Below are 4,445 nucleotides of genomic sequence, written 5' to 3'. Positions count from 1 at the left end.
CCCCTAACCCCTAGAGAGGTAATTCTATGAAATCATTCGTTCGTTGGAGCGTAACATTAGGTTTAGTTAGTACAACTCTCCTGACTTCCGTATTTACCGGAACCTTACGAGCTATGGCATTAACCCAAGCTCAGATTATTGAAAAATTACAAACTGTACCCGTATTTGCGATCGCAGATGCTCAAGGTTCGTTAATAACATTATCCGTGCCAACTCAAGACAATAAAACTGTATCAGTGGCAGGATTCTTTATCAGCCAACAAGCGGCTCAAGCCTTTATTGAACAGCGAGTAAAGCGAGATAATCCCCAACTGGGTAATACAGCACAAGTAGCCGTGCTATCAATAGCAGATGTTTTTAAGCTCCAGCAAGAAAATAAAAATAAGCCAGATCCTGTAGATTATGTCTTAGTTCCAGAAGATGATGAAGTGAAATCAGCAGTAGAATTGTTTCGCCAGAGAGGTCAACAAATAGATAAATTAGAGCAAGTCCCTCTATTTTATGCTACTGCAGGTCAAAATCCGGGATACTTGACAACTCAACTTGAAAGTCAACAAGTTATTCCTTTCTTTTTCGACAAAGGGCAATTGCAAAGCCTGGTAGAGCGCTACAAGCAAGCACAACCTAACCTGGCATCCACCGTTCAGATTAATGTAGTAACATTAGAAAGTTTGATTCAAATCTGGCAAACTAAAGACGATCCAGCACTAAACAAAATTGTACTTTGGCCAACGCCTGAATCTATAGAATTATTGCAGAAAATATCCTCATCTTCTCAGGAAGGTGGAGGGAGAAATAACCGTTAGGGGGAGTAGGGAAGACAGTTTTGAGTTTTAAGTTTTGAGTTTTGAGTGAAAACTGACGTATCCGGTTTAGCCCTTTGGCAATGGCGGTTAGATGCCCGAAAAGCGGCTGTTGAGGTAGATGTTTCTGTCACTGAAGTAGATTGGTTGCTTCAGGAAGTGGCAGGAATTGACTCGCTGTCACTGCGATTGGAGTCTTTTAAAGAGCGATCGCAAATAGAATTGCCCTATCCTCTCTCAGTACTATCTGAAATCTGGCAGGAACGCCTTGACAACCGCACCCCTGTTCAATATCTGGCAGGGGTGACACCTTGGCGAAATTTTTCCCTGAAAGTATCTCCAGCAGTGCTAATTCCCCGTCCAGAAACTGAATATATTATCGATATAGCGGTAGAAGCGATTAAAAATAGTCCAATTCCTGAATTAGAATTAGGAGAATGGGTAGATTTAGGAACTGGTAGCGGTGCGATCGCACTGGGATTAGCAGAAGTTTTCAATAGTGCTAAAATTCACGCTGTTGATTACTCTCCTGATGCCCTTGCTATTGCTAAACTAAATGCTGAAAATTTAGGCTTAGAAGAAAGAATTCAATTTTACCAAGGATCTTGGTTTTCACCACTATTGGCACTAAAAGGTAAGTTAAGTGGGATGGTTTCAAATCCACCCTATATACCTAGTAGTGAAATTCCACAATTACAACCAGAAGTAGCAAATCACGAACCCCATATTGCCCTTGATGGCGGTATTGATGGTTTAGACTCGATCCGGTATCTGATTGAAACTGCTCCTGATTATCTACGCCCAGGTGGTATTTGGTTAATTGAAATGATGGCAGGACAAGCTGATACTGTAGTTAAATTATTGCAGGAACAAGGTAGTTATTGCCAGATTCAGATTTATCCCGATTTGGCAGGTATCAATCGCTTTGCCCTAGCATATCTAAAATTGGCATAGAAAATATTAAAATAGATGGCAATAGCGTAGAAAAAGTCCAAAAGGTCATTAGACCTCCTTTGGATTATTCTACCACGATCGCTGAAACAACGCAAATTCGTCAATTTTTGAGAATTAATCTCAATAAATTTAACGAAGTTAAGCCACTTTCAGCCGTTGATATTTTATTAAGTTATGTAACGAACTTTTTTTTGAGGGAGAGGGGTTGGGGCTGATGTTAGCTTTCACCCACCGCGTAAAAGAAAGTGGATCTCAGCTTTTATGATGTTTTGGTAGTGAAAATTTTCTGTTAGTTAGCCTTTTAGCACCATGACTCAAGTTTCCATGTCTACCCTTGTTGCCGAGGCAGAAGGAGGTGAAGTTGTCAGCTTCCCCACTGATACAGTACCAGCTTTAGCTGTACGACCCGATCGTTCTGAATTAATCTTTATCGCAAAAAAACGACCTCCAGATAAACCTTTAATCTTGATGGCAGGAAATCCAGCCGATTTATGGCATTTTGTCAAAGGTAGCGATACCGAGTTGGCAACTTGGCAGGAGGTGGCTGCAAAATACTGGCCTGGAGGATTAACATTAGTGTTACCTGCCTCAGATAGAGTACCTGCGGCAATGAATCCTACCGATCCGACTACAATTGGGGTACGAGTACCAAACTCTGAGGTGGCGATCGCGATTTTATCCCAAACCGGACCCTTAGCCACCACTAGCGCCAACTTTTCCGGAAAACCACCTTTAAAAACTGTAGGAGAAATTGAGGCAGAGTTCCCTGAATGTCTGACACTCCACCCTAGTGAATTAGAGAAATTCCCACCAGTAACAACAGGTGTGCCTTCTACGGTTGCGAAATGGACAAGCAACGGCTGGGAAATTTTGCGCCAGGGAGAGGTTAGACTGGAAGGTTGAAGGGAGTCACGGCGAGGATAGAGCGTTGAGAAACGGGCTATGCTTGAGAAGAGATACTCCTACGATCGATAGATCTATTTTGTGGTGCTGTTAACAAGCAAATACCTGAATTTATAGAGAAATCTTATAAATTGATGTAACTGGTTAACATCCCAATAGTAAAAGCGCAAGGAGTAAGTGATGTCCGAGGAGTCAGTTGTTTCAAAGCCACCTGTAAGCCAAGAGGTAAATAGTGAGGAAAAATCCCTTTTGGAGAAAGAGATTAAAGATCTAAAAGAGGAACTCAAACAAACCAAACTAGCTTACGAAATGGCGAAGGAAATGAGTCACTTTAAAGCTGGGTTTTTGGCACGGACTTCTCACGAATTGCGATCCCCCCTTAGCAGCTTAATGGGGATGCACCAATTAATTCTATCGGATTTGTGCGACTCTCCAGCAGAAGAACGAGAATTTCTTGCCCAGGCACATCTCTCAGCTCAGAAGATGGTAAAACTTTTAGATGAAGTTATTGCCATTGCCAAAACTGAACAGGGCACTAATCGATTGGAAATTCGCCCCATATCCCTCACCGAGATTTTTGAAGAAATCGAAGTCCTGACGCACATGCAAGCAGCTAATCGCAATTTGCAGCTTAAAGTAATTTCTCCGGCGCAGGATATCCAAGTTTTAGCCGATCCGAGACGTTTTCGGCAAGTGCTTTTAGGACTAGTTGATAGCACCATCGCTCAGATGGATGAAGGTATCATTCAGGTTTCTGCTGTTTGCCCTAAAGATACTCAACAGGTTTCTATTTGGATTGATGTTCGATGTCCCAATCCTATTTGGCATGAACCTGTGGATTTGATCTCTCAGGAGCCGGAAGCAGAGACAAAACCGCATAAAGATGTCAAACCTTCACCAGGGCTAAATTTATTTATGGTTAAAATTCTGGTGGAAGTTATGGATGGAAGCATTGAACTTCTGGCAATTCCAGATAATGAGACTGCGGGTGATATGGTGAGGCAAACTATCACCCGGATTCAATGTTCTATGCCTTTGGCTATGCCTGAAGCTGGAGAATAGGTGTTGGTAGGGGAGTAAGCACGGGTTGATTTTGTAATACCATTGTGGTAGTGGAATTGCACTCAAAACCAATCCGTTCGTAGAAATGCTGTTGATTAGTAGTCATCAAATAGACGCGCTCAACTCGGTTAACTTTGGGGTGAGTTAGGACTGTTTCCACTAACTTGCGCCCCAAACCCAGACCCTGATAGTCTGGATGAATTACTACATCCCAGATGGTGGCGCGGTAAATACCATCGGAAGTAGCACGAGCAAATCCAATTAGTCGGCGATCTTCCCAAATTGTGACAACGGGAGCGCTGTTTGCAATCGCAATTTTCAAGTCGTCAATGCTTCTGTCTTTCGCCCAGAATGCGGCTATGCGAAATAGATTCTGAAGTTGGTCATAATCTATTTCATACTTGGGATTCTCTTGGGTTGAAACTTCGTGAATGCAAAATTGAATATGGCTGCAATCCATTGTTATGAAAATACCTTCTAATTTTTTCAAAGTTTACGGAGATGCTTGGGGGCAGATTCTGCTTTATTTGAACCTTAATATCTGATTTGATTTCAGATGTCAAATTATTATTGTAACGTTTTCTTACATAAATGCAATATAGAAACATTTTTTTGTTATAGGTTCCTAACATTTCACTCATTAGTTACCTCGCCCCTCACCCCTGCTAGATGAAACTCTGGTATATGGAACAAGATTTTCAAGGTGGGGTGTGGGGAGTGGGG

General features: G+C 42.0%; 5 protein-coding genes. 4 read left to right on the top strand and 1 reads right to left on the bottom strand.

Annotated elements, in window-relative coordinates:
- Positions 1 to 26: 26 nt before the first annotated feature.
- The 4 genes from NJ959_RS26120 to NJ959_RS26105 all read left to right on the top strand — a co-directional run bounded on the left by NJ959_RS26120 (position 27) and on the right by NJ959_RS26105 (position 3,722).
- Positions 27 to 806, top strand: coding sequence for a Tic22 family protein (locus NJ959_RS26120; RefSeq protein WP_254014682.1), 780 nt, complete (start codon positions 27 to 29; stop codon positions 804 to 806).
- 45 nt (positions 807 to 851) lie between these two features.
- Positions 852 to 1,757, top strand: a complete 906-nt coding sequence (prmC, locus tag NJ959_RS26115; RefSeq protein ID WP_254014681.1) for a peptide chain release factor N(5)-glutamine methyltransferase — start codon at positions 852 to 854, stop codon at positions 1,755 to 1,757.
- 309 nt (positions 1,758 to 2,066) lie between these two features.
- Entirely contained in the window at positions 2,067 to 2,660 is a 594-nt protein-coding gene (locus NJ959_RS26110; RefSeq protein ID WP_254014680.1) for an L-threonylcarbamoyladenylate synthase, read from the top strand.
- A 180-nt stretch (positions 2,661 to 2,840) separates the two neighbouring features.
- A complete protein-coding gene (locus NJ959_RS26105) occupies positions 2,841 to 3,722 on the top strand; it encodes a sensor histidine kinase (RefSeq protein ID WP_254014679.1) in 882 nt (293 codons plus the stop codon).
- Here the strand turns inward: NJ959_RS26105 and NJ959_RS26100 are convergent.
- On the bottom strand, positions 3,700 to 4,182 hold the full coding sequence (locus NJ959_RS26100; RefSeq protein ID WP_254014683.1) for a GNAT family N-acetyltransferase: 483 nt from the start codon (positions 4,180 to 4,182) through the stop codon (positions 3,700 to 3,702). The two genes, NJ959_RS26105 and NJ959_RS26100, sit on opposite strands and share 23 nt — an antisense overlap.
- Positions 4,183 to 4,445: the final 263 nt, after the last annotated feature.

This window comes from Limnofasciculus baicalensis BBK-W-15 (assembly GCF_024178385.1).
Taxonomy (GTDB): Bacteria; Cyanobacteriota; Cyanobacteriia; order Cyanobacteriales; family Coleofasciculaceae; genus Limnofasciculus; species Limnofasciculus baicalensis.
This window is presented reverse-complemented; position numbering and strand designations above follow the sequence as displayed.

Coding starts and splice junctions, on each gene's coding strand:
- NJ959_RS26105 (WP_254014679.1), top strand. CDS start 2,841: ATGTCCGAGGAGTCAGTTGTTTCAAAGCCACCTGTAAGCCAAGAGGTA.
- NJ959_RS26120 (WP_254014682.1), top strand. CDS start 27: ATGAAATCATTCGTTCGTTGGAGCGTAACATTAGGTTTAGTTAGTACA.
- NJ959_RS26100 (WP_254014683.1), bottom strand. CDS start 4,182: ATGGATTGCAGCCATATTCAATTTTGCATTCACGAAGTTTCAACCCAA.
- NJ959_RS26110 (WP_254014680.1), top strand. CDS start 2,067: ATGACTCAAGTTTCCATGTCTACCCTTGTTGCCGAGGCAGAAGGAGGT.